Annotated in this window: 20 protein-coding genes; 1 reads left to right on the top strand and 19 read right to left on the bottom strand. The window is 65.4% G+C overall.

What is annotated here, in order from left to right:
• Positions 1 to 45: 45 nt before the first annotated feature.
• The 15 genes from ccoP to ugpB all read right to left on the bottom strand — a co-directional run bounded on the left by ccoP (position 46) and on the right by ugpB (position 18,576).
• Positions 46 to 963, bottom strand: a complete 918-nt coding sequence (gene ccoP, locus AC1Q6V_RS29740) for a cytochrome-c oxidase, cbb3-type subunit III (RefSeq protein ID WP_010809473.1) — start codon at positions 961 to 963, stop codon at positions 46 to 48.
• Positions 964 to 965: 2 nt separating this feature from the next.
• A complete protein-coding gene (locus tag AC1Q6V_RS29735) occupies positions 966 to 1,130 on the bottom strand; it encodes a cbb3-type cytochrome oxidase subunit 3 (RefSeq protein WP_010809472.1) in 165 nt (54 codons plus the stop codon).
• Positions 1,131 to 1,133: 3 nt separating this feature from the next.
• Positions 1,134 to 1,796, bottom strand: coding sequence for a cytochrome-c oxidase, cbb3-type subunit II (ccoO, locus tag AC1Q6V_RS29730; protein WP_010809471.1), 663 nt, complete (start codon positions 1,794 to 1,796; stop codon positions 1,134 to 1,136).
• Between the two features lie 18 nt (positions 1,797 to 1,814).
• Positions 1,815 to 3,263, bottom strand: coding sequence for a cytochrome-c oxidase, cbb3-type subunit I (gene ccoN, locus AC1Q6V_RS29725; protein ID WP_010809470.1), 1,449 nt, complete (start codon positions 3,261 to 3,263; stop codon positions 1,815 to 1,817).
• Between the two features lie 155 nt (positions 3,264 to 3,418).
• On the bottom strand, positions 3,419 to 3,565 hold the full coding sequence (gene ccoS / locus AC1Q6V_RS29720) for a cbb3-type cytochrome oxidase assembly protein CcoS (RefSeq protein ID WP_010809469.1): 147 nt from the start codon (positions 3,563 to 3,565) through the stop codon (positions 3,419 to 3,421).
• A 3-nt stretch (positions 3,566 to 3,568) separates the two neighbouring features.
• Positions 3,569 to 6,136: a heavy metal translocating P-type ATPase gene (locus AC1Q6V_RS29715; protein ID WP_037024106.1), complete on the bottom strand. Its 2,568-nt coding sequence runs from the start codon at positions 6,134 to 6,136 to the stop codon at positions 3,569 to 3,571.
• A 105-nt stretch (positions 6,137 to 6,241) separates the two neighbouring features.
• A complete protein-coding gene (gene zapE / locus AC1Q6V_RS29710) occupies positions 6,242 to 7,339 on the bottom strand; it encodes a cell division protein ZapE (protein ID WP_011615610.1) in 1,098 nt (365 codons plus the stop codon).
• Between the two features lie 89 nt (positions 7,340 to 7,428).
• Entirely contained in the window at positions 7,429 to 8,853 is a 1,425-nt protein-coding gene (gene lpdA / locus AC1Q6V_RS29705) for a dihydrolipoyl dehydrogenase (protein WP_010809466.1), read from the bottom strand.
• 102 nt (positions 8,854 to 8,955) lie between these two features.
• Positions 8,956 to 10,206 carry a 2-oxoglutarate dehydrogenase complex dihydrolipoyllysine-residue succinyltransferase gene (gene odhB / locus AC1Q6V_RS29700; protein WP_010809465.1) on the bottom strand — a complete coding sequence of 417 codons (1,251 nt, stop codon included), beginning with the start codon at positions 10,204 to 10,206 and terminating at the stop codon, positions 8,956 to 8,958.
• A gap of 89 nt (positions 10,207 to 10,295) precedes the next feature.
• On the bottom strand, positions 10,296 to 13,148 hold the full coding sequence (locus tag AC1Q6V_RS29695; RefSeq protein WP_010809464.1) for a 2-oxoglutarate dehydrogenase E1 component: 2,853 nt from the start codon (positions 13,146 to 13,148) through the stop codon (positions 10,296 to 10,298).
• Between the two features lie 329 nt (positions 13,149 to 13,477).
• The gene (ugpQ, locus tag AC1Q6V_RS29690; protein ID WP_010809463.1) at positions 13,478 to 14,224 is read right to left on the bottom strand and encodes a glycerophosphodiester phosphodiesterase; all 747 of its coding nucleotides are present in this window, start codon (positions 14,222 to 14,224) and stop codon (positions 13,478 to 13,480) included.
• A gap of 1 nt (position 14,225) precedes the next feature.
• Complete coding sequence (locus AC1Q6V_RS29685; RefSeq protein WP_010809462.1) at positions 14,226 to 15,326, bottom strand: sn-glycerol-3-phosphate import ATP-binding protein UgpC; 1,101 nt, start codon at positions 15,324 to 15,326, stop codon at positions 14,226 to 14,228.
• A 37-nt stretch (positions 15,327 to 15,363) separates the two neighbouring features.
• Positions 15,364 to 16,212, bottom strand: coding sequence for a sn-glycerol-3-phosphate ABC transporter permease UgpE (gene ugpE, locus AC1Q6V_RS29680; RefSeq protein ID WP_010809461.1), 849 nt, complete (start codon positions 16,210 to 16,212; stop codon positions 15,364 to 15,366).
• Between the two features lie 12 nt (positions 16,213 to 16,224).
• Entirely contained in the window at positions 16,225 to 17,106 is an 882-nt protein-coding gene (gene ugpA / locus AC1Q6V_RS29675; RefSeq protein ID WP_010809460.1) for a sn-glycerol-3-phosphate ABC transporter permease UgpA, read from the bottom strand.
• Positions 17,107 to 17,259: 153 nt separating this feature from the next.
• Positions 17,260 to 18,576: a sn-glycerol-3-phosphate ABC transporter substrate-binding protein UgpB gene (ugpB, locus tag AC1Q6V_RS29670; RefSeq protein WP_010809459.1), complete on the bottom strand. Its 1,317-nt coding sequence runs from the start codon at positions 18,574 to 18,576 to the stop codon at positions 17,260 to 17,262.
• A 195-nt stretch (positions 18,577 to 18,771) separates the two neighbouring features.
• Here ugpB and AC1Q6V_RS29665 point away from each other — a divergent pair, with 195 nt between their 5' ends.
• Entirely contained in the window at positions 18,772 to 19,563 is a 792-nt protein-coding gene (locus tag AC1Q6V_RS29665; RefSeq protein WP_011615611.1) for an HAD-IIB family hydrolase, read from the top strand.
• A gap of 75 nt (positions 19,564 to 19,638) precedes the next feature.
• Here the strand turns inward: AC1Q6V_RS29665 and ntrC are convergent, their stop codons facing one another.
• The 4 genes from ntrC to AC1Q6V_RS29645 form a co-directional block, all read right to left on the bottom strand.
• Complete coding sequence (gene ntrC, locus AC1Q6V_RS29660) at positions 19,639 to 21,186, bottom strand: nitrogen regulation protein NR(I) (protein WP_010809457.1); 1,548 nt, start codon at positions 21,184 to 21,186, stop codon at positions 19,639 to 19,641.
• 87 nt (positions 21,187 to 21,273) lie between these two features.
• Positions 21,274 to 22,452, bottom strand: coding sequence for a nitrogen regulation protein NR(II) (gene glnL, locus AC1Q6V_RS29655; protein ID WP_010809456.1), 1,179 nt, complete (start codon positions 22,450 to 22,452; stop codon positions 21,274 to 21,276).
• A 4-nt stretch (positions 22,453 to 22,456) separates the two neighbouring features.
• Positions 22,457 to 23,032 carry a hypothetical protein gene (locus tag AC1Q6V_RS29650; RefSeq protein WP_037024141.1) on the bottom strand — a complete coding sequence of 192 codons (576 nt, stop codon included), beginning with the start codon at positions 23,030 to 23,032 and terminating at the stop codon, positions 22,457 to 22,459.
• A 140-nt stretch (positions 23,033 to 23,172) separates the two neighbouring features.
• The gene (locus tag AC1Q6V_RS29645; RefSeq protein ID WP_010809454.1) at positions 23,173 to 24,588 is read right to left on the bottom strand and encodes a 3-hydroxylaminophenol mutase; all 1,416 of its coding nucleotides are present in this window, start codon (positions 24,586 to 24,588) and stop codon (positions 23,173 to 23,175) included.
• Positions 24,589 to 24,701 lie beyond the last annotated feature (113 nt).

The following is a 24,701-nucleotide window of genomic DNA, read 5'->3' as shown; positions in this document are numbered from 1 at the left end:
ATGCTCTCCCGCGAGCTGCCAGCGCCCGCTCACATGAGTCGTCGGTCATTGCCCGGCTCCGCCCCCAGTATTGGACAAACCCCAGACATAGGCCGTCAGCATCCGGATGCGTTCAGGCGTCAGGATCTCCTCATGCGCAGGCATGTGGTTGTTATGGCCCTTCAGGATTGCGTCGACGATACTGCCTTCCGAGCTGCCATACAGCCAGACGTTGTCCGCCAGGTTGGGCGCGCCGAGCGCCTGGTTGCCCTTGCCGCCGGCGCCGTGGCATGCCACGCAGGTCGTCTTGAAGGCGCCCTCGCCACGCGACGCACGGATCGGGTCCGACGACAGGCCCGACAGCGAGCGCACGTATTGCGCCACGTCGCCCGCCTGCTTGGCGTCGATGGCCGCGGCAAACGGCGGCATCACGCCATTGCGGCCCTTGGTGATGGTCTGCTGGATGATGTCGGGTTCGCCACCATAGAGCCAGTCGCTGTCTGTCAGGTTCGGAAAGCCGCGGCTGCCGCGCGCGTCCGAGCCGTGGCATTGTGCGCAGTAGTTCAGGAACAGCCGCTGGCCGATCTCGCGCGCCTGCGGATCCGCCGCCACCTGCTTGACGTCCATCTTCAGGTACTTGGAGTAGATCTCGTTCTGCATTTTCTCCTGCGCCGCGCGGTGCGCGGCAAGTTCGCCCTGCGTGGAGAACTTCAGCACACCGGCATACGAACCCAGTCCCGGGTACAGCACCAGGTAGGCCAGGCTGAAGATGCAGGCCAGCAGGAACATCCACATCCACCAGCGCGGCAACGGGTTGTTCAGCTCGCGCAGGTCACCGTCCCAGACATGGCCGGTGTCTTCAGTGCCGCCGGCGGTCTTGGCGACCTTGCGTTGCGAGAACAGCAGCCACACGCACCAGACGATGCCGATGAGCGCGATAGCGGCAATGTAATAACTCCAGAATTCGGAAATGAAATCGCTCATGGCTAGGTGTTCCGGCTCGATGTTGTCGTGGTTTCGTCAGGCAGCGCGAACGGCAGCATGGCGGATTCCCGGTTAGCGGCCTGCCGGCCGGCGGACCAGGCCCACCAGCAGATCCCCAGGAAGACGACCATCGACACGACGGTCGCAATGGCAGTGATCATGGCCATGGCTTACTCCTTGGGTGCCGCAGCCGCGGCGGAATCCACGCGGACGTTGCGGCGGTTGGTGCCCAGGCCTTGCAGGTAGGCAACCAGCGCATCTTCTTCGGTCTTGCCCTTGAGCTCGTCTGGTGCCTTGGCGATCTCGGCATCCGTGTACGGCACGCCCAGGCGCACCAGCGCGCGCATGCGGGCCTGGATGTCGTTGGTGGGCAGCTCGGCCTTTTCCAGCCATGGGTACGATGGCATCACGGATTCCGGCACCACGTCGCGCGGATTGCGCAGGTGGATGCGCTGCCAGTCATCCGAGTAGCGCCCGCCCACGCGCGCCAGGTCGGGACCGGTGCGCTTGGAGCCCCACAGGAACGGGTGGTCGTAGACCGACTCGCCCGCCGTGGAGAAGTGGCCGTAGCGCTCGGTCTCGGCCTGCAGCGTGCGGACCTGCTGCGAGTGGCAGCCGACGCAGCCTTCACGGATATAGATATCGCGGCCCATCAGCCGCAGCGGCGAATACGGGGTGATGCCCGGATCCGGCTCGGTGGTGGAGTGCTGGAAGAACAGCGGCACGATCTGGACCAGACCCGCAATGCTGACCACGAGGATCGTGCAGATGATCAGCCAGCCGATGTTCTTCTCCAGCGTTTCGTGGGAAAAGAAGCGTTGTTTGTCGGACATCTTTCTATCCTGGATTGATCAGTGGGCAGAGGCAGTGATGCTGGCCGGAATCGGCGCATCCACGGCGGGCTTGCCGACAATGGTCTTGAGCACGTTGTAGGCCATCAGCAGCATGCCGGACAGGAAGCACAGGCCACCCAGCAAGCGAATCAGGTAGAACGGGTACTTGGCCTTGACCGCTTCGACGAAGGCATAGGTCAGCGTGCCGTCAGGCTGCGTGGCGCGCCACATCAGGCCTTCCATCACCCCGGCGATCCACATCGAGGCGATATACAGCACCACGCCAATGGTCGCGATCCAGAAGTGCCACTCGATCAGCCGGACGCTGTACATCTGCTTCTCACCGAACAGACGCGGAATCAGGTAGTAGAGCGAGCCGATCGAGATCATCGCGACCCAGCCCAGCGCGCCCGAGTGCACGTGACCGATGGTCCAGTCCGTGTAGTGCGAGAGCGCGTTGACGGTCTTGATCGACATCATCGAGCCTTCGAACGTGGCCATGCCGTAGAACGACAGCGCCACCACCAGGAACTTCAGGATGGGGTCGGTGCGCAGCTTGTGCCAGGCCCCCGACAGGGTCATGATGCCGTTGATCATGCCGCCCCACGACGGCGCCAGCAGGATCAGCGAGAACACCATGCCCAGCGACTGTGCCCAGTCCGGCAGCGCGGTGTACTGCAGGTGGTGCGGGCCGGCCCACATGTAGGTGAAGTTCAGCGCCCAGAAGTGGACGATGGACAGGCGGTAGGAGTAGATCGGGCGCTCGGCCTGCTTGGGAATGAAGTAGTACATCATCCCCAGGAAGCTGGTGGTCAGGAAGAAGCCCACGGCGTTATGGCCGTACCACCACTGGATCATCGCGTCCTGCACGCCGGCATAGGCCGAGTAGGACTTCCACAGCGACACCGGCATCTCGATGTTGTTGACGATGTGCAGCAGCGCGATGGTCAGGATGTAGGCGCCAAAGAACCAGTTGGCGACGTAGATATGCCGGGTCTTGCGCTTGACGATGGTGCCGAAGAACACGATCGCGTAGGCCACCCAGACCGCGGTGATCAGCAGGTCGATCGGCCATTCCAGTTCCGCGTATTCCTTGGAGCTGGTGATCCCCAGCGGCAGCGTGATGGCGGCGGCGACGATGACCAGTTGCCAGCCCCAGAACGTGAACGCGGCCAGCGGGCCGCAGAACAGGCGGGCCTGGCAGGTGCGCTGGACCACGTAGTACGAGGTCGCGAACAGCGCGCTGCCGCCGAAGGCGAAGATCACCGCATTGGTATGCAACGGCCGCAGCCGGCCAAACGACAGCCAGGGTGTGTTGAAGTTGAGTTCGGGCCAGATCAGCTGTGCTGCCAGCAGCACGCCGACGGCCATGCCGACGATCCCCCAGACTACCGTCATGACAGCGAACTGTCTTACGACGCCGTAATTGAAGGTGTCGACGCGTGAAGACGCGGCAGTGACATCCATTCAGACCCCCAAAGCTTAGAGAAAAGAAAAAACCTACTGACAGTGTGACTTTAGAAAAACCATGCTGCGTGTGCGTTGATCTTTATCAAGTCGCTCAGGGCATGCATGGAACCTGCGTGCTGGGCCCCGGTCGGAGGGCGCGCCGCGCGGCGGGTTCATGGCTTGTCGTTGTCCAGCAGGATCGATTCGGCGGGCCGGTCCAGGTCGTCGTACTGCCCGGCATGGAGGGCCCACCACAGCGCGCCCGCGATGACCACGACAAGCACCAGGCTCATCGGCACCAGCAGGTAAAGCGTTTCCATCTGTCAGACTCCCTTGTGGCGCGGCTTGCCGGCGCGCAGCAGGCGCCAGGCATTGGCCACTACCAGCAACGACGACAGCGACATGCCGATGCCGGCCATCCAGGCCGTGACCAGCCCCGTCGCTGCGAGCGGGATGGCCACGACGTTGTAGAAGAAGGCCCAGCCCAGGTTCTGGCGCACCACCCGGCGCGTCCGGCGCGACACCGCCAGTGCGGTGGCGATCTCGGCCACGCCGCCGTGCGTCAGCACCGCGTCCGCACCGGCCTGGGCCAGCGGCGCGCCGCTGCCGATGGCGATCGACACCTGGGCCTGCGCCAGCACCGGCGCATCGTTGATGCCATCGCCCACGGCCAGCACCACCGCCCCGCCCTGCTGCAGCCGCGCGACGTAGTCGCGCTTGCCTTCCGGGGTGACCGCGCCGGCTACGCAGGCTATGCCGAAGTGCGACGCCCACCAGTGGACCGCTTCGGCGTGATCGCCCGATACCAGGTGGCAGCGCACGCCAAGTTCACGCAGCCGCACGAGCAACTGCGGCGTCTGCGTCCGCTCCACATCGGCCAGGACGAAGCGCGCCAGCGGACCCGCTGGCGCGCCCAGCCACACCACGGTGGCGCCAGGATGGTCCGCGTCGCTGCGCCAGGTGTCCGGTGCCTGGCCGCTGTCGGGCGCCAGCGCCGCGACAAAGTCGGCGCGGCCGAGCCGCAGGCGTTGGCCATCGACGATCGCCTCCAGGCCCTGACCCGGGACGTTGCGCATGTCGGACACCTGGAGCGACATGCCGGAGTTACCCTGCGCCGCGGCCACCAGCGCGCGCGCGATCGGATGTTCGCCACCGCGCTCCATCGCGGTGGCCAGCGCCTGGCATCGGGTCCGATCGGCGTCAGCCAGCGGCTCGACCGCGGCCACGGCAAAGCGCCCTTCGGTCAGCGTGCCGGTCTTGTCGAGCACCACGTCGGTGACGCGCGCCAGCGTCTCCAGCGCGTGGCCGCGTGTCAGCAGCACGCCGCGGCGCGACAGCGCCGCACCGGCCGCGGCCAGCGCGGCCGGCGTGGCCAGCGACAAGGCGCACGGGCAACTGACCACCAGCACCGCAATCGTCACCAGCAAGGCGCGCGACGGATCGATCCAGAGACCCCATACCAGCCCGGTCAGCGCCGCCAGCCCCAGCAGCGTCGCCACGAACCAGCCCGCGACGCGGTCGGCCAGCGTGGCAAGGCGCGGCTTTTCAGCCAGCGCGCGGTCCAGCACCGCGACGATCTCGGCCAGGCGGGTGCCGGCGCCGACGCGCGTGATCCGCAGTTCGAGCGGGCTTGCCGTATTGAAGCTGCCGGCCAGCACGGTCTCGCCGGCGGCGCGGCGCACCGGGCGGCTCTCGCCGGTCAGCATGGATTCGTCGAGTTCGCTCGCGCCCGCCACCACGGCGCCATCGGCGGGAACGATCTCGCCGGCCTTGACGCGGATCAGATCGCCCGCACGCAGGCGCGCGACCGGCACACGCTCGCCGGCCTCACCCGTCGCGACCAGCCGTTCGCAGGTGGCCGGCAGCTGGCGCGCCAGCATCTCGGCGCCGCTGCGCGAGGCCTGGCGCACGCGCAGTTCCAGGTAGCGGGCCAGCAGCAGGAAGGCGACGAACATCGTCACCGAATCGAAATACACCTCACCCACTCCGCGCACCGTGGCCAGCGCGCTGGCGGCAAAGCCGGCGCCGATGCCGATCGCCACCGGCACGTCCATACCCATGTGGCGCTGGCGCAGGCTGCGCCAGGCACCGGCAAAGATCGGCGAGGCGGCATAGAACACCACCGGCAGCGTCAGGGCGAAGCTGGCCCAGCGCATCAGCTGGAGCTGGCCAGGGTCGATGGTGGCCTCGTGCGTGTAGATCGGCCACGCATACATCATGACCTGCATCATGCCGAGCATGGCCACCGCCATGCGCATCAGCAGCCCGCGGCGCGCGCGGCGGTCCTGCTGGTCGGTGCGCGAGACTTCGAACGGCCAGGCCATGTAGCCGATGCCGGCCAGCGCGGCCAGCAGCCCCGCCACCGTCTGGGCGCCATCGCGCCAGCGCACCACCACGCGCCGCGTGGCGACATTGGCGACCGCGGACTCAACGCCCGGCTGGCGGCTCAGGTGCTGTTCGATCAGCCACGCGCAAGCGGCACAGCGGATGTTCTCTGGCGCCAGCGTGATCTCGGCGCGGCCGCTGTCCAGCGGGCGGACAAACTGGGCGCGCAACTCAGGGGTGTCGTAGGCGGCCCAGATCGGTTCGGCCTCGCGACGGGCGTCGTCGTCGATGGGGCGGGCGAAGCGGGCTTCATCCCCGTACAGGTGCGCAAAGCCGGCCGCATGGAGGGTCTGCGCCAATGCCTGGCAACCGCCGCAGCAGAACACCCGGCGGCTGCCGTCCAGCTCGGCGGCAAGCGGCTCGGTGTCCGTGACGGGCAGGCCGCAATGGAAGCAGGCCAGCCGCGCACCGGCGTCGGCAGCCGGGCCCAAGGCATCACGGAGCGCGGACGGCGGGTACGGTGCCAGTAAGCTGGCTGAAGGACTGGTGACTGGGGGCGACGACATGGGAACCTTTTTCTACCCGATGGAGGGTATATGCGGGCCCCCGAATCGACCTTGATATAGGTCAATGCGGCCCGGCAATCGTCGCGCCGGGCCGGAAAACAACGCTCAGGTGAGCGTGGTATCCATGGTGCGGCGCTCGGATTCCAGGTATTCGCGCGACTGCATCTCGATGATGCGCGATACGGTCCGATGGAACTCATTGGCCATCTGGCCTTCGGTGTAGAGTTCGTCCGCGGGCACTTCCGCCGACATCAGCAGCTTGACCTTGTGGTCGTAGAAGACATCGATCAGCCAGGTGAAGCGGCGTGCCTCGGACGACATGCGCGGCGTCATGCGCGGCACGTCGGACAGGATCACGGTGTGGAACTGGGACGCCAGCTCCAGGTAGTCGTTCTGTGAGCGCGGGCCGCCGCACAGCGTGGCAAAGTCGAACCACACCACGCCGTTGGCCTTGCGCAGCGCACGCAACTCGCGATGCTCGATATGCAGCAGCGGCGACTCGTCGGCCACGCCGGCGATCGAGGTGAAGGCGTCGCGCAGCGCGGAACTGGCCTTGGCGCCGAGCGGCGTGTGGTACGCCTGCACCTGCTCCAGCGCGCGCTTGCGATAGTCGATGCCCGCGTCGACGTTGAGCACGTCGAGCTTCCGCTGCAGCAGCGCGATGGCCGGCAGCACGCGGTCGCGGTGCAGGCCATCCGGATACAGCAGGTCCGGGCGGTAGTTGGAGGTCATCACGAACTGCACGCCGTTCTCGAACATCTGCTGCAGCAGCCGATGCAGGATCATCGCGTCGGCGACGTCGCTGACGTGGAATTCATCGAAGCAGATCAGCCGGAAGCGGCGCGCGATGCGTCTGGCCAGCTCATCCAGCGGATCGGGACGGCCGCGCAGCTCTTCGAGCTGGCGATGGACCTCGCGCATGAACTCATGGAAATGCAGCCGCGTCTTGCGCACCACCGGCACGCAGGTATAGAAGCTGTCCATCAGGAAGGACTTGCCGCGCCCCACCCCACCCCACAGGTAGACGCCCTTGGGCACGTCGGGACGGACCAGCAGCTTCTTCAGCGCATTGTTGCGGCGGCTCTTGTAGGCCACCCATTCGTCGTAGCACTGCTGCAGCCGGGCCACGGCACGCAATTGCGCTTCGTCGGACTGGTAGCCGCGCTCCTTCAGTTCCTTCTCGTAGTACTCGGTGACGTTCATGCTGACGGGTTCCTGCGCACGGGCCGCAAGTGAAAACGGCGCGCCGCGGATGCGGCGCGCCGGTACTCAGGCAATGCGAAGCATGCGCCTTACATATTAAGCTGACGCTTGTCGACGGCCAGCGCGGCTTCGCGCATGACTTCCGACATCGACGGGTGCGGGTGGCAGACGCGGCCGATATCCTCGCTGGCGGCCTTGAACTCCATCGCCACCACGGCTTCGGCGATCAGGTCCGAGGCGTTGGCGGCAACGATGTGCACGCCCAGGATCTCGTCGGTCTTGGCGTCGGCCAGCATCTTGACGAAGCCGTCGGCGTGGCCCATGCCCAGTGCACGGCCGTTGGCCATGAACGGGAACTGGCCGGCCTTGTACTCGCGGCCTTCGGCCTTGAGCTGGGCTTCGGTCTTGCCTACCCATGCGATTTCCGGGAAGGTGTAGATCACCCACGGAACGCAGTTGTAGTCGATATGCGGCTTCTGGCCGGCGATGCGCTCGGCCACGGCCACGCCTTCGTCCTCGGCCTTGTGCGCCAGCATCGGGCCGCGCACCACGTCGCCGATGGCCCACAGGCCCGGCACCTTGGTGGCGCAGTGGTCGTCCACCTCGATGAAGCCGCGCTGGTCCGCGGCCAGGCCGACGGCGTCCAGGCCCAGGTTGTCGGTATTGGGCACGCGGCCAACCGACACGATCAGGCGATCGACCTCCAGGGTCTGCGCCTTGCCGTCCTTGTCAGTGTACTTGACGGTCACGCCGTTCTTGCCGGTCGTCACTTCGTTGACGTTCACGCCGAGGCTGAACTTCAGGCCCTGCTTGGTCAGCTGCTTCTGCGCTTCCTTGGCCACGCCTTCGTCGGCGGCGCCCAGGAACGCGGGCAGCGCTTCCAGCACGGTCACATCGGAGCCCAGGCGGCGCCACACCGAGCCCAGTTCCAGGCCGATCACGCCGGCACCGATCACGCCCAGCTTCTTCGGCACTGCGGGGAACTTGAGCGCGCCCTCGTTATCACTGACCAGGTCATTGTCGACCTTGATGCCCGGCAGGTGGCGAGCCTTCGAACCGGTGGCGATGATGACCTGCTTGGCGGTCACGACTTCACCGGCAACGTCGACCTGGAAGCCCTCGGCGCTCTTGCCGACGAACTTGCCGTAGCCCTTGAGCAGCGTCACCTTGTTCTTGCGGAACAGGAACTCGATGCCCTTGGTCATCTTGCCAACGATGTCGTCCTTGCGCTTGAGCATCTTGGCCACGTCGACCTTGACGTCGCCCACGGTGATGCCGTGGTCGCCCAGGTGGTGCTGGACGTTCTCGAACTCCTCCGAGGAAGCCAGCAGCGCCTTGGAGGGGATGCAGCCCACGTTCAGACAGGTGCCGCCCAGGCGGGCTTCGCCCTTGGGATCGTCATACGGATTGCCTTCGCAGCAGGCCACGTTCAGGCCCAGCTGGCCGGCGCGGATGGCGGCGATGTAGCCGCCGGGGCCGGCGCCGATCACCAGCACGTCGAATTGTTTGCTCATGGAAATTCCTTTGTGGGCGCCGGCGACAGCTTGTGCCGGCGCGCCTTCATCACGGGGGAAGCGCGCCCCGCGCACGGCAGGCGTGCGCGGGGGGACCGTTAATTACAGGTCCAGCAGCAGGCGGGCCGGATCTTCCAGCGCGTCCTTCATGGCCACCAGGCCCAGCACGGCTTCACGGCCGTCGATGATGCGGTGGTCATAAGACATCGCCAGGTAGTTCATCGGGCGGATCACGATCTGGCCGTCTTCCACCACCGGGCGGTCCTTGGTGGCGTGCACGCCCAGGATGGCCGATTGCGGCGGGTTGATGATCGGGGTCGACAGCATCGAACCGAACACGCCGCCGTTGGAGATCGAGAAGGTGCCGCCGGTCAGTTCTTCCAGCGACAGCTTGCCGTCACGGGCCTTGACGCCGAACTCGGCAATCTTCTTCTCGATGTCGGCCAGGCTCATCTGGTCGGCATTGCGCAGGATGGGCACCACCAGGCCACGCGGCGAACCCACGGCGATGCCGATGTCGAAGTAGCCGTGGTAGACAATGTCGTTGCCGTCGATCGAAGCATTGATCAGCGGGAACTTCTTCAGCGCGTGCACCGCGGCCTTGACGAAGAACGACATGAAGCCCAGCTTGACGCCGTGTTCCTTCTCGAAGCGGTCCTTGTACTTGTTGCGCAGGTCCATCACCGGCTTCATGTTCACTTCATTGAAGGTGGTGAGGATGGCGTTGGTCGATTGCGATTGCAGCAGGCGCTCGGCGATACGGGCGCGCAGACGGCTCATCGGCACGCGCTCTTCCGGGCGGTCGCCCAGCGCGGCAAAGTCAACCGGGGCCGAAACCTGCTGCAGCGCCGGCTTGGCGGCAGCCGGAGCCGGAGCAGCCTTGGCGGCCGGGGCAGCAGCAGCGGCCAGCGCGTCACCCTTGGTGATGCGGCCGTCCTTGCCGGTGCCTGCAACCTGGCCAGCCGACAGGCCGGCTTCTGCCATCAGCTTGGCAGCCGACGGCATCGCCACACCACCTGCGGCGGCCGGAGCGGCGACAGCAGCGGCAGGTGCCGGGGCAGCGGCGGCAGGTGCCGGAGCGGCAGCAGCCGGTGCGGCGGCGCCAGCGGTGGCTTCGGTGTCGATCTTGGCGATGATCTCATCGGCCACGACGGTGTCGCCGTCGTTCTTGACGATAATCGACAGGACACCAGCCGACGGGGCCGGCACTTCCAGCACGACCTTGTCGGTTTCGATCTCGATCAGGATTTCGTCCTGTGCAACAGCCTCGCCCGGCTTCTTCTTCCAGTTGAGCATGGTCGCTTCGGCGACCGATTCGGAGAGCTGCGGAACCTTGACGTCAACGATAGCCATGGTTGTGAATTCCTCGTGTTATGCGTGTTGTCTTTATGCTGGCTATGCCACGGCGGCCGTCTGCGCGCGCCGCCGTGGCTGCCGCTTGATTACTTGGTCAGAACAAAGCCCTTGAGCTTGGCGAAGGCAGCCTCCAGCAGCGCCTTCTGTTGCTCGTTGTGCTTTGCGTAGTAGCCCACTGCCGGCGAAGCCGAAGCGGGACGACCGGCATAACCGAGCTTCTGGCCATCCGTCATGTTTTCCATGATGTAGTGCTGCACGAAGAACCAGGCACCCTGGTTCTGCGGCTCGTCCTGGCACCACACGATTTCGGTGGCGTTCGGATACTTCTTGAGTTCTGCTGCCACGGCCTTGTGCGGGAACGGATACAGCTGTTCCAGGCGGATCACCGCCGTATCATTGGCCTCGCGTTCCTTGCGCGTGTTGACCAGATCGTAGTAGACCTTGCCCGAGCACATGATGACGCGCTTGACCTTGCTGGCGTTGAGCTCTTCGTGGTCAGGGATGACCGTCTCGAAGTGGCCCTTGGCCAGGTCCGACAGCGGCGACACAGCGTCCTTGTTACGCAGCAGCGACTTCGGCGTCATGATCACCAGCGGCTTGCGGAACAGACGGATCATCTGTCGGCGCAGCAGGTGGAAGATCTGGGCCGGCGTGGTCGGCTGGCAGACCTGCATGTTGTGGTCCGCGCAAAGCTGCAGGAAGCGCTCGATACGGGCCGAGCTGTGTTCCGGGCCCTGGCCTTCGTAGCCGTGCGGCAGCATCAGCGTCAGGCCCGAGGCACGGCCCCACTTCACTTCACCCGACGAGATGAACTGGTCGATCACCACCTGGGCGCCGTTGACGAAGTCGCCGAACTGGGCTTCCCAGATCACCAGCGCGTTCGGTTCGGCGGCCGAGTAGCCGTATTCGAAGCCGAGCACGGCCTCTTCGGACAGCACCGAGTCGATCACCGTGAACGGTGCCTGGTTTTCCGACACGTTCTGCAGCGGCACGTAGCTGCCGGCATCCCAGCGCTCGCGGGCCTGGTCGTGCAGCACGGCGTGGCGGTGGGTGAAGGTGCCGCGGCCAGCGTCCTGGCCGGTGATACGCACCGGGTAGCCCGACGACACCAGCGAGGCGAAGGCCAGGTGCTCACCCATGCCCCAGTCCAGCGGCTGGTCGCCGCGGCCCATGTTGGCGCGGTCCTTGACGACTTTCTCCACCAGCGGGTGCAGCTTCAGGGTCTCAGGCGTGGTGGTGATGCGTTCGGCCAGGCGCTTGAGCTCGGTCACCGGCACGGCGGTGTCGGCGGCGTCGGTCCACTTGCGGTTCAGGAACGGCATCCAGTCCACGGCGAACTTGTTCTTGAAGTTCGACAGGACGGGGTCGGCGGTGTGCTTGCCGGCGTCCATCGCGGCGCGGTATGCCTTGACCTTCTCGTCGCCGAACTCGGCCGGGACCAGGTTCTGCGCGGCCAGCTTGTCAGCGTACAGCTTGCGCGTACCGGGGTGCTGGGCGATCTTCTTGTACATCAGCGGCTGCGTGACCGCCGGGGTGTCCTGCTCGTTGTGGCCCAGCTTGCGGAAGCAGATGATGTCGACCACGACATCCTTCTTGAACTCCATGCGGAAGTCCACGGCCAGCTGCATGGCGTACACCACGGCTTCGGGATCGTCGCCGTTCACGTGCAGCACCGGGGCCTCGATCATCTTGACCACGTCCGTGCAGTACAGCGTCGAACGCGCGTCGCGCGGGTCGGAGGTAGTGAAGCCGATCTGGTTGTTGATGACAATGTGCATCGAGCCGCCCGTGCCGTAGCCGCGGGTCTGCGCGAGGTTCAGCGTCTCCATCACCACGCCCTGGCCGGCAAAGGCCGCGTCGCCGTGCACCTGCACCGGCAGCACTTCCTTGTGGCCGACTTCGCCGCGGCGTTCCTGGCGGGCCTTGGCCGAGCCTTCGACCACCGGGTTGACGATTTCCAGGTGCGACGGGTTGAACGCCAGCGACAGGTGGACCGGGCCGCCTTCGGTCGAGACATCGCTCGAGAAGCCCTTGTGGTACTTGACGTCACCGGCCGGCAGGTCGTCGACGTGCTTGCCTTCGAATTCGGCGAACAGGTCGGCGGGCATCTTGCCCAGCGTGTTGACCAGCACGTTCAGGCGGCCACGGTGGGCCATGCCGATCACGATTTCCTGCACGCCCTTGCTGCCGGCGTGCTGGATCAGCTCGTCCATGGCGGCGATGAAGCTTTCGCCGCCTTCCAGCGAGAAGCGCTTCTGGCCGACGTACTTGGTGTGCAGGAAGCGCTCCAGGCCTTCAGCCGCGGTCAGGCGGTCCAGGATGTGCTTCTTCTTTTCCAGCGTGAACACGGGCTTGGAACGCGTGGTTTCCAGGCGCTCCTGCCACCAGCGCTTCTGCGCCTGGTCGCTCACGTACATGAATTCGAAACCGATGGTGCCGCAGTAGGTTTCGCGCAGGTTGTTGAGCAGCTCGCGCAGGCTCATCGACTCCTTGCCAAAGTAGGTGTTGCTGGCATTGAAGACGATGTCGAGGTCTGCTTCGGAGAAACCGTAGAACGCCGGGTCCAGATCCGGCAGGGGCGGACGCTCCTGGCGCTTGAGCGGATCCAGGTCGGCCCAGTGCGAACCGATGTTGCGGTAGGCGGCGATCAGCTGGGTGGCAGCGACGCGCTTGCGGCCCATGTCGGAATCGGCCGAGGCAACGATGGTCCTGATGGGGCCTTGCTTGGCGCGCTCGGCGAACGAGGCAACGATGGGGGCGTGGGGGATATCCCGGCCGTTCGAGCCGTCGACCGCAGGAACGTTCTGCATGGCGTCGAAATACGCGCGCCAATTGTCGGGAACCGAGGCGGGGTTCTGGAGGTAGGCCTCGTACAGTTCTTCGACATACGGGGCGTTACCGCCGAAGAGGTACGAGTTGCTCTGATACTGCTGCATCATGGGACGCTCACTATTCTCCGGGAATGCCGGAGTTCAGCGGGTTATTCAACCTTCCGCGACACGGCTTGACCGGTTAGCGGATCGCAAACAACTCTTGGGAGCCCAACTGAGGCGCCTACACAAACGGCACCGCTTGGGTGCCGCGTGTGATGGCTTCCTCACAAGGCCCGAAAGGGCAAGTTGTGCGGGGAAGGACCTAAAGTCTTCACGGCGTTAAGAATAGCATGAATTGCCTTTGATCAATGTGGACTTTTCGCGATACGAAACACCTACCCACGACAATTCGGTTCGCAATCAGCGAATTAGCAACACCCGCACAACAATTTGAATCAAGGCGCGATCTGGTCGACGGCGTCTGTGATCAGCCCGTCCAGGCCCCAGGCCAGCAACTGCGCCGCCCGCGCCGGATCGTTCACGGTATAGCAGAGGACCCGGAAACCGGCCGCGTGCGCGGCGGCGATCACGCCGGCATCCAGTTCGCGGTGGTTGGCATCCAGCGCCACGCAGCCCAGCCGGCGCAGCCGCTCCAGCCAGTCCGCGGGCAGCTGGTCGAGCAGCAGCGCGCGCGGCAGGTCCGGCGCGACGCGCGCCGCGGCGGCCAGCGCCTCTTCAGAAAACGATGACAGCAACGGCGGCACCGCGGCAGCCGCCCACAGCGACTGCGCGTCCAGCGCCACCGCCGCACCGGTGCGCGCCTCGGTGCCGGGCACTGGCTTGATCTCGATATTGACCATCAAGCCGTTGGCCTGGGTATAGCGTGCGATGGCCGCCAGCGTCGGCACGGGCTCGCCGGCGAAGGCGGGACTGTGCCACGTGCCGGCGTCCAGCTGCGCGAGTTCGCCCAGTGTCAGCGCATCCACCCGGCCCTGGCCGCTGGTGGTGCGGTCCAGCGTGGCGTCGTGCATCAGCACCGGCTTGCCGTCGGCCGACAGCTTCACGTCGAACTCGAACATCCGGTAGCCAAAGCCGGCGCCGTGGCGAAACGCTGCCAGCGTGTTCTCCGGCGCCAGCTTGCCGGCGCCGCGGTGCGCGATATGGCTCGGGTACCGCCAGGCAGTGTCGGTTACGCTGGTCATGTCAGGCCTCGATGCGCTTGCCCGTATCGGGCGCAAAGAAATGCAGGTGCTCCGCCGACGACGTCACCGGCAGGCGGTCGCCGGCGCGCACGTGCGCATGGCTGTCCAGGCGCACCACCACCGCCTGTCCGCCAAGCGAGCCATAGGCAAAGGAATCCGCGCCGAGGGCCTCGACCACGCGCACATCGACTTCGGCGATGGCCTCATGCGCGGCGCACGGCTCGATATGCTCCGGGCGCAGCCCCAGCAGTGCCTGCTCCGGCAGGTGCAGCCCCATCGGCAGGTGCCCCAGCGTGGCGTTGGCGGCCTCGCCTTCCTTCGCCACCACGCGCATCTGCGCGCCAGTGTCGCCGCCGGCGTTGCGCGCCACCGGGATCAGGTTCATCGGCGGCGAGCCGATAAAGCCGGCCACGAAGGTGCTGGCCGGACGCGAATAGACTTCCAGCGGCGTGCCGATCTGCTCGACGCGTCCGGCGTTGAGCACCATCATGCGGTCGGCCAGCGTCATCGCCTCGACCTGGTCGTGCGTGACGTACAGGCTGGTGGTGCCCAGGCGCCGGTGCAGCTCCTTCAGTTCCAGCCGCATCTGCACGCGCAGCTTGGCGTCCAGGTTGGACAGCGGCTCGTCGAACAGGAACACCGCCGGCTCGCGCACGATGGCGCGGCCCATGGCCACGCGCTGGCGCTGTCCGCCCGATAGCTGGCGCGGCTTGCGGTCCAGCAGCGGCGCCAGCTCCAGGATGCCGGCGGCATGGTTCACCCGCTGCGCGATCTCGGCCTTGGCCATGCCGCGGATCTTCAGGCCGTAGGCCATGTTGTCGTACACGCTCATATGCGGATAGAGCGCGTAGTTCTGGAACACCATGGCGATGTCCCGCTCGGCCGGCTCCAGGTTATTCACGACCTTGTCGCCGATATGGATTTCGCCGCCGGTGATGGTTTCCAGCCCCGCCACCATGCGCAGCAGCGTGGACTTGCCGCAGCCCGAGGGGCCGACGATGACGATGAATTCGCCGTCGGCGATCTCCATGTCGATGCCGTGCACCACCTGGACGCTGCCGGCGTAGGTTTTCTGAACGTTGCGTAGCGACAGTTTTGCCATTGCTGTTGTCCTGCGCGTGGCTCGTGGCCACCGCGCCTTATTTTTCCGTTTCGACCAGGCCCTTGACGAACCACTTCTGCATCAGCACCACCACCACCGCCGGCGGGATCATCGCCAGCATCACGGTGGCCATCACCAGGTTCCAGTCGGTGGCCGCGTCACCCGAGCGCGAGATCATCTGCGTCACGCCCACCACCACCGGCGTCATCGACTTCTGCGTGGTGATCAGCAGCGGCCACAGGTACTGGTTCCAGCCGTAGATAAACTGGATCACGAAGAGCGCGGCGATGCTGGTGCGCGACAGCGGCAGCACCACGTCCCAGAAGAATCGCAGCGGCCCGGCGCCGTCGATGCGCGCGGCCTCGGCCAGCTCGTCCGGAATGGTCAGGAAGAACTGGCGGAACAGGAAGGTGGCGGTGGCCGACGCGATGATCGGGACGGTCAGGCCAAAGTAACTGTCCAGCATGCCGAGGTCCGACACCACCTTGTAGGTCGGCAGGATGCGCACCTCCACCGGCAGCATCAGCGTGATGAAGATCAGCCAGAAGAAGGTCTTGCGCAGCGGGAACTTGAAATAGACGATGGCAAAGGCCGAGATGATCGAGATCGCGATCTTGCCCAGCGCAATGCCCAGCGCCATGATCAGGCTGTTCTTCATCATGGTCGAGACAGGCGATGCGGCCTCGCCCACGCCCTGGAACAGCACGGTGCGATAGTTCTCGATCAGGTGGCTGCCTGGGATCAGCGTCATCGGCGCGTCCAGCACCTCTTCGGCGGTCAGCGTGGACGCAACGAAGGTCAGGTACACCGGGAACACCACGATCACGATGCCCAGGATCAGCACCGCATGGCTCAGGAAATCAAGGAAGGGGCGACGTTCTACCATGTGCTGTCTCCGTCAGTACTGGACCTTGCGTTCAACATAGCGGAACTGCACCACGGTCAGCGCGATCACGATCACCATCAGCACCACCGACTGCGCGGCCGAGCCCCCGATGTCCATGCCGCGGAAGCCGTCATGGAAGACCTTGTAGACCAGTGTGTTGGTCGAATTGAACGGGCCGCCGTGGGTGACCGCGTCGATGATCGCGAAGGTATCGAAGAACGCGTAGACCACGTTGATCACCATCAGGAAGAAGGTGGTCGGCGACAGCAGCGGGAACATGATCGACCAGAAGCGGCGCCATGGGCCGGCGCCGTCGATGGCGGCGGCCTCGATCAGCGAGCGCGGGATGCTCTGCAGACCCGCCAGGAAGAACAGGAAGTTGTAGCTGATCTGCTTCCAGGCGGCGGCCAGCACCACCAGCAGCAATGCCTGGTCGCCATTGAGCAGGAAGTTCCATTCCACGCCGAGCTTGCGCAGCGCATAGGACACCACGCCCAGCGTCGGGTTGAACATGAACATCCACAGCACGCCGGCCACGGCCGGCGCCACCGCATACGGCCAGATCAGCAACGTCTTGTAGCCGACGGCGCCGCGGATGATGCGGTCGGCAAAATAGGCCAGCAGCAGCGCGGTAGTCAGGCCCACCACGGTCACGCCCACGGCAAAGATGGCGGTGGTCTGGAACGACTCCACGTACAGCGGGTCGTTCCACAGCATGCGGAAGTTGTCGAGGCCGACGAACTCAAGGTTGATGCCGAAGGCATCCTGCTGCAGCATCGACTGGTACAGCGCCTGCCCGGCGGGCAGGAAGAAGAAGATCAGCGTGATCGCGATCTGCGGCAACACCAGCAGATACGGCAGCCACGGCGAACGGAAAACGACGCGTTTTTCCATGAACGGATTCCGGCGAATGCTGCGGGTCGCGGCATCGGACTAGGTACGGAGTTGCGGAGGGCCCCGATCGGTGAGACAGGGCCGTCCACAATGCAATCGGGCGGAGGTTTCGCCACCGCCCGATTGTCACATCAGCTTGCTGGCTATGCCGGCTTACTCGCGGGCAGTCTTCTGGAAGCGCTCCAGCAGATCATTGCCGCGGGCCACGGCCGAGTCCAGCGCCGCCTTGGGCTCCTTCTTGCCGGCCCAGACGGCTTCCAGTTCCTCGTCCACCACGGTGCGGATCTGCACCATGTTGCCCAGGCGCACGCCGCGCGACTTGTCGGTGGTCTTGACCACCATCTGCTGCACCGACACATCGGCACCCGGGTTCTTGTCGTAGTAGCCCGATTTCTTCGTCATCTCGTAGGCGGCCATCGTCACCGGCAGGTAGCCGGTGGCCTGGTGCCAGTCAGACTGGATCTCGGGGCGCGACAGGAAATTGAAGAACTTGGCCACGCCCTTGTACTCGTCGGGCTTCTTGCCGCCCATCACCCACAGCGAAGCGCCGCCGATGATGGTGTTCTGCGGGGCACCCTGCACCTCCGGGTAATACGGCAGCTGTGCCACCGCGAACGCGAACTTGGCATTCTTGCGGATATTGGCCAGCGATGCCGACGAGCCGGTGAACATCGCGCACTCGCCGTTGTAGAACTTGGCCTGCGACTCAGCCTTGCGCCCGCCGTAGCTGAAATAGCCCTTCTTCACCATGTCCTGCAGGTTGGTGATGTGCTTGACGTGCAGCGGGCTGTTGAAGAGCAGGCGCGTGTCGGTGCCGCCGAAGCCGTTGTTCTTGGTCGCGTACAGCGTGTTGTGCCAGGCCGAGAAGCTCTCCAGGTGGACCCAGCCCTGCCAGTCGGTGGTGTAGGCGCAGTTGGTGCCCGAGGCCTTGAGCTTGGCCGAGTACTGCATCACCTCGGGCCAGGTCTTGGGCGGCTTTTCCGGATCCAGGCCGGCCTTCTTGAAGGCGTCCTTGTTGTAGTAGAACACCGTGGTCGAGCTGTTGAACGGGAACGACAGCATCTCGCCCTTGGACGAGGTGTAGTAGCCCGCCACCGCCGGGATATAGGCCTTCTGGTCGAACTTCTCGCCGGCGTCCTTCATCACCGCCGATACCGGCTTGATCGCGCCCTTGGCGCTCATCATGGTGGCGGTGCCCACTTCAAACACCTGCAGGATGGCGGGCGAGCCACCGGCGCGGAAGGCCGCAATGCCCGCAGCCATGGTTTCGTCGTAGTTGCCCTTGTTGACCGGCACCACCTTGTATTCGGACTGGCTGGCGTTGAACTTGTTGGCGATCTCGTTCACCTTGTCGTTCAGGGCGCCCTGCATGGCGTGCCACCACTGGATTTCAACGGCGGCGTGGGCGCTGCCGGCCCCGGTCAGGGCTGCCAGCGCTGCGAGTTTGAGCACGGTACGGGATAAGGACATCGGTGGCTCTCCTTTGGTCTGTCTGTTCCGGTCGGTCGAAAATCCGACAGTATGTGATTTTTTTGTGACAGCGGCATGTTACGCCTGTCGCACCTGAGCTAGCAAATCAGCAGATTCACCAGTATGGCCAGTACGATGCCTTTTGCAGTGCAATAAGGGAAATTGCCGCCAGATCCGCGGTTACAATGGCCCGCCATGCAATCCCTGAACAAGCTCTCTAATTCCGTGCTGCAGCGCGTGCGCGGCGTGCTGACCGACATCGACGGCACCCTGACCACCGACGGGCGGCTGCCGGCCTCGACCTACCTGGCGCTCGACGGGCTGCGCCGCGCGGGCCTGCACGTGATCCCGGTCACCGGGCGCTGCATCGCCTGGGCCGAGATCCTGACCCGGCTGTGGCCGGTCGACGCCATCATCGGCGAGAACGGTGCGTTCTACTCGCACTTGCACAACGGCCGCCTGCAGACCCGCTTCCTGGACGATGCCGCCACGCGCGCGCGCAACCTGGAGCGCATCGAAGCGCTGGGCCAGCGCATCGTGCGCGAAGTGCCGGGCTGCGCGCTGGCCTCGGACCAGGCCTGGCATGCCGCCGACCTGGCCATCGACCATGCCGAGGACGTCGCGCCGTTGCCTGCAGACGCCGTGGCCCGCATCGCCGCCATCATGCGCGAGGCCGGCATGACCGCCACGGTCAGCTCGATCCATGTCAACGGCTGGTTCGGCCTGCACGACAAGCTGTCGATGAGCAGGCTGTGCGTGGCCGAACTGCTGGGCGAAGACGTGGACGCGCGCCGCGACGAATGGCTGTTTATCGGCGATTCGGCCAACGATGCCAGCATGTTCGCCCACTTTCCGCTGTCGGTTGGCGTGGCCAATGTGCGCGACATCCTGCCGCAGCTGCCGGTGCCGCCGGCCTATATCACCGCAGCGGCCGGTGGCGAGGGCTTTGCCGAGATGGCGCAGCGGCTGGTCGAAGCGCGCGGCTGAATACCTCACGCAAAACAAGAAAACCGGCCGGGAAAGTTCCGGCCGGTTTTTCTTGTCACCCGCCCCTGCCCTGGCTCAGTCGAACCCAAGCTCCTGCAGCTTGCGCGTGATGGTATTGCGCCCGATCCCGAGCCGGGTCGCCGCCTCGACGCGGCGCCCGCGCGTGACACCCAGCGCGGCCTCCAGCACGGCCTTCTCGAAGCGGCGCGTCAGCACATCCATGACCTCCGGCTGGCCGGCTTCGAGCATTGCCCGTGCTTCGCCGGCGAGCAGGCTTTCCCAGCCGGCCGAGGCCAGGGCCGGGACCACCGTCGCCACGGACGCGGGCCGGACTGCGGTGGCCGTGTCGGCCTCTGCCACCGTCGTCGCGTAGCCGCCGTAGTCGGCCAGGTCAGGCGCGCTTTCATACTCGGGCGCGCGCGCTTCGCCAACGCGCTCGGGCCGCGGCGCATTGACCGGCTCGCTGGTGCCGGCTTCCAGCATCTCGCGCGGCAGGTCCTTGACCTCGATGGTCTGGGCCGGCGCCATCACGGTCAGCCAGTTGCACAGGTTCTCCAGCTGGCGCACGTTGCCGGGGAATGGCAGCGTGCTGACATAGGCCAGCGCTTCGTCGGACATGCGCTTGGGCTCGACGCCCAGTTCCTTGGCGCTCTTCTGCAGGAAATGACGCGCCAGCAGCGTGATGTCCTCCGGGCGTTCGCGTAGCGGCGGCAGGCGCAGCCGGATCACGTTCAGGCGGTGGAACAAGTCTTCGCGGAACAGCCCTTCCTTGACGCGCAGCTCCAGGTTCTGGTGGGTGGCGGCAATCACGCGCACATTGGCGCGCAAGGGGTTGTGGCCGCCGACACGATAGAAGTTGCCATCGGACAGCACGCGCAGCAGGCGCGTCTGCAGGTCGAACGGCATGTCGCCGATTTCGTCGAGGAACAGCGTGCCGCCCTCGGCCTGCTCGAAGCGGCCGCGCCGCATGGTCTGCGCACCGGTGAAGGCGCCGCGCTCATGGCCGAACAGTTCGGATTCGAGCAGGTCCTTGGGGATGGCTGCGGTATTGAGCGCGATAAAGGGACCGTTGGCACGCGGGCTGTGCTTGTGCAGCGCGCGTGCGACCAGCTCCTTGCCGGTGCCAGACTCGCCGGTGATCATCACCGTCACGTTGGACTGCGAGAGCCGGCCGATGGCGCGGAACACGTCCTGCATCGCCGGCGCCTGGCCGAGGATCTCGGGCGCATCGACGAGGCGGTCGTCCAGTTCTTCCTCGCGCAGGCTTTCTTCCAGCGCGCGGCGGATCAGCTCGACCGCCTTGTCGACATCGAAGGGCTTGGCCAGGTATTCAAAGGCACCGCCCTGGAACGCGGCCACGGCGCTGTCCAGGTCAGAGTAGGCCGTCATCACGATGACCGGCAGGCCCGGATGCCGCGCCTTGATGGCCTGCAGCAGGTCCAGGCCCGATCCGCCGGGCATGCGGATATCCGATATCAGCACCTGGGGCTGGTCTTCTTCCAGCGCGGCCAGCGCATCCCGCACATTGGTGAAGCTGCGCGAGAGCAGGCTTTCACGGGCCAGGGCCTTTTCCAGGACCCAGCGGATTGATTGATCGTCGTCGACTATCCAGATCGGCTTCATGTGCGTCGCTTGTCTGCTCGGTGTCATTTGGTCTTCCGCATGCCCGGCCACGGCGGATGCACCATCGCTCGCGCACGCCAGCAAAAGCTAGTGCAGCGGCAGCAGGATGCGGAAGTCGGTACAGCCCGGCCTGCTCTCGCATTCGATCAAGCCCTCGTGCTGCTGCACGAAGGTTTGAGCGAGTGTGAGACCGAGTCCGCTGCCGCCATCCCTGCCCGATACCAGCGGATAGAAGATGCGTTCGCGGATGTCTTCGGAAATTCCCGGGCCGTTGTCGATGACATGCAAGTCCAATGCCAGCTTGAACAAGCGCTTGGCAATCGTGACCTGGCGCGCCACGCGCGTGCGCAGCACGATCTGTGCATCGCCGCGCGCCATGCGGTCGGCCAGCGCCTGCGCGGCGTTGTGCACGATGTTGAGCACGGCCTGGATCAGTTGCTCCATGTCGCCCTGCAGCTCGGGCAGGCTGGCGTCGTAGTCGCGCACGATCTCCAGCCCGTTGGGGAACTCCGCCAGCACCACCGAGCGCACGCGCTCCAGCACTTCGTGGATATTCAGGCTGGACACGATATGCGGATGCCGGTGCGGCTCCAGCAGCCGGTCCACCAGCGTCTGCAGCCGGTCCGATTCCTTGATGATGACCTGCGTGTATTCGCGCAGCGAGCGCTCCGGCAGCTCGAACTCCAGCAGCTGCGCCGCGCCGCGAATGCCGCCCAGCGGGTTCTTGATTTCGTGGGCCAGGTTGCGGATCAGTTCCTTGTTGGCCGAGGTCAGGTCCAGGATGCGTTCTTCGCGTTCGCTGCGCACCTTCTGTTCATTGGGCAGGATTTCCACCACCACGGTGTCGCCGACCGCTTCCAGCGCGGAGATCACCACGTGCACATGGGCCGGCTCCTGCAGCGGCGGGTGCAGGATCAGGTCCTGCCGGCGCACGTCGAACTGCCGCGTGACCACGGTGTCGATCATGCTGTGCAGCTCATCGGAACGCCCGAACAGGTCAGGCAGCGTCAGCTCCACCATGCCCTTGCGCGACACGCCGAAGGTGGCTTCAGCGGCCGGGTTCGCAAAGACGACGCGCAGCCCCGGCTGCTGCACCAGCAGCACCGGGTTGGCCACTACGTCCAGGCCGGCATGGAACGCCACGGCGCCCATGGTCAGCACCTGGGCGCTGCCTTCGGCCGGCGCCGCATCAGCCGCCGGCGATTCGCCACGGGCGCCGTCGGCACCGCTGGCCTTGCGCGACACTCCGCGAATCAGGCGACGCATAAGACTAGTCCTTCAAATTGCCAAGCTCGCGCCGCAGCGACGCCGCATTGGCCTCGCTGCGGGCGATGTCGTCGCGCAGCGCTGCCGTGCGATCGAGGTATTTCTGATAGTTGCGCTCATTGCCCTGGCGCTCCGGCTGGCCGTTGTTGTACTCGGCACGCAGCGCCTGCAGCTTGGCCTCTTCGGCCTGCAGCTCCTGCGAGAGCACCGCGCGGCGCTCACCGTCGCGGCTCTTCTGCGTGGCACTGTCCACGCGCGGGAAGCTGGTGCCGCCAGCCGCCGCGCCGGCGGTGCTGCCAGCGCCCTTGGCCGGCGCAGCGATACGCCCGCCCGGGACCGTCACCACCTCCGGCAGGTTCAGCTTCTTGCAGCCCTTGCCCGCGTTGCCATTGCGATACTCGGGCACGCCATTGGGCCCGGTGCAGACATAGACGTCCGAGGACTGCGCGGAAGACTGCCCGGCCCACGCGCCCAGCGTCAGCGCCACGGCACTCACCAGAACAGGGAATCCGAGACGAAATTGGTGCAGAGATCGGGGCAAGGTCAGGGTCCGGCGGGCCGTGCGTGAAGAGGCGTCCATGAACATGGCGTTAGGTTTGAACGGGATGGAACACGATTCCCCATTCTAGCGAGCAAAGCAAAAAGGGACAGCCGAAGCCGCCCCTTTCTGGTGCAACTGTTGCCCGGCCACAACCTGCGTCATTCCCGGGCAAAGGCCGCTTACAGCGAGTAGTACATTTCGAACTCGACCGGGTGCGTGGTCATGCGGAAACGCGTGACTTCTTCCATCTTCAGTTCGATGTAGGCATCGATCATCGAGTTCGAGAACACGCCGCCGCGGGTCAGGAACTCGCGGTCGTTGTCCAGGTACTCCAGCGCCTGGTCCAGGCTCGAGCACACGGTCGGGATCTTTGCATCCTCTTCCGGCGGCAGGTCGTACAGGTTCTTGTCGGCAGCTTCGCCCGGGTGGATCTTGTTCATCACGCCATCCAGGCCGGCCATCAGCAGCGCCGAGAAGCCCAGGTACGGGTTCATCAGCGGATCCGGGAAGCGGGTCTCGATGCGGCGGCCCTTCGGGTTGGCCACATACGGGATGCGGATCGAAGCCGAGCGGTTGCGGGCCGAGTAGGCCAGCTTCACCGGAGCTTCGAAGCCCGGCACCAGGCGCTTGTACGAGTTCGTGCCCGGGTTGGTGATGGCATTCAGGGCACGGGCGTGCTTGATGATGCCGCCGATGTAGTACAGCGCGAATTCCGACAGGCCGGCGTAGCCGTTGCCCGCGAACAGGTTCTGGCCGTCCTTCCACACGGACTGGTGCACGTGCATGCCCGAACCGTTGTCGCCAACGATCGGCTTCGGCATGAAGGTGGCGGTCTTGCCGTAGGTGTGGGCGACGTTCTGGATCACGTACTTCTGCATCTGGGTCCAGTCGGCGCGCTGCACCAGCGTGCTGAAGCGGGTGCCGATTTCATTCTGGCCCTGGCCAGCCACTTCGTGGTGGTGGACTTCAACGGGGATGCCCAGCGATTCCAGGATCAGGCACATTTCCGAACGCATGTCCTGGAAGGTGTCGATCGGGGCGACCGGGAAGTAGCCGCCCTTCTTGCCCGGACGGTGGCCGCTGTTGCCGTGCTCGAATTCCTTGGCCGACGACCACGGGGCTTCTTCGGAATGGATCTTCACGAAGCAGCCTTGCATGTCGACGTTCCAGGTCACGCCGTCGAAGATGAAGAACTCGGGCTCCGGACCAAAGAAAGCGGTGTCGCCCAGGCCGGTGCTCTTCAGGTAGGCTTCGGCGCGCTTGGCGATGGAACGCGGGTCGCGGTCATAGCCCTTGCCGTCCGACGGCTCGACCACGTCGCAGGACAGCACCAGCGTCGGCTCTTCGTAGAACGGGTCGATGTGGGCGGTGTTCGAATCCGGCATCAGCAGCATGTCCGAAGCTTCGATACCCTTCCAGCCGGCGATCGACGAACCGTCGAAGGCGTGGCCGCTTTCGAACTTGTCTTCATCGAAGTGCGACACGGGCACGGACACGTGTTGCTCCTTGCCTTTGGTATCGGTGAAACGGAAATCGACGAACTTGACGTCGTTTTCCTTCACCAGCTTCATCACGTCTGCAACGCTGTGGGCCATGCCAATCTCCTGGATATTCGGCGGAAGTCTGAGAAAGCCAATTCTTGGGCCTGTCGTCACCGGCGCCGATGCATGCTCTGCCGCGCCGTCCCGACCAGCCACGAAAGGACGAA

It is taken from the genome of Cupriavidus sp. GW823-FHT07B10 (assembly GCF_058794355.1).
This window is presented reverse-complemented; position numbering and strand designations above follow the sequence as displayed.